This is a genomic window from Pseudonocardia sp. GCM10023141 (assembly GCF_042653605.1).
On record NZ_JBHSIR010000117.1, the window covers coordinates 1 to 512 of the forward strand.

1 protein-coding gene is annotated in these 512 nt (G+C 72.7%); it reads left to right on the forward strand.

Going from position 1 to position 512, the window contains the following annotated elements:
* The coding region (locus tag ACFPFQ_RS48405; RefSeq protein ID WP_379630090.1) for a phytoene desaturase family protein at window positions 1–512 on the forward strand (512 nt) is incomplete at both ends.

The window sequence follows — 512 nt, forward strand, 5'->3', positions numbered from 1 at the left end:
ACGGGCTGGTCGCCGCCACGATCCTCGCCGACGCCGGATGGGACGTGGTGCTGCTCGAAGCCCAATCCGACCTCGGTGGGGCGGTCCGCTCGGCCGAGCTGTTCCCCGGGTTCGTCTCGGACCTGTTCAGCGCGTTCTATCCGATGAGCGCCATCTCCCCGGTGATCGGCGCTCTCGAACTGGAGAACCACGGACTGCGCTGGACCCACGCCCCGACCGTCCTCGCCCACCCCGCGTCACCCAGCGCCGAGCACGCCGCCCTGCTGCATCGCGAGCCCACCCGCACCGCAGCCCACCTCGCCCAGGCCGACCCCCGCGACGGGGCGAGCTGGCTGCGCCTGGTCGAGCAGTGGCACCAGCTCAAACCCCACCTGATCGACGCGCTGTTCACCCCGTTCCCCCCGATCGGCGGACCCGCCCGACTGCTACGGACGCTCGGGCCGCGCGCCACCCTCGACCTGGCCCGGTTCCTCCTGCTACCGGCCCGCCGCATGGCCGACGAGCTCTTCCAC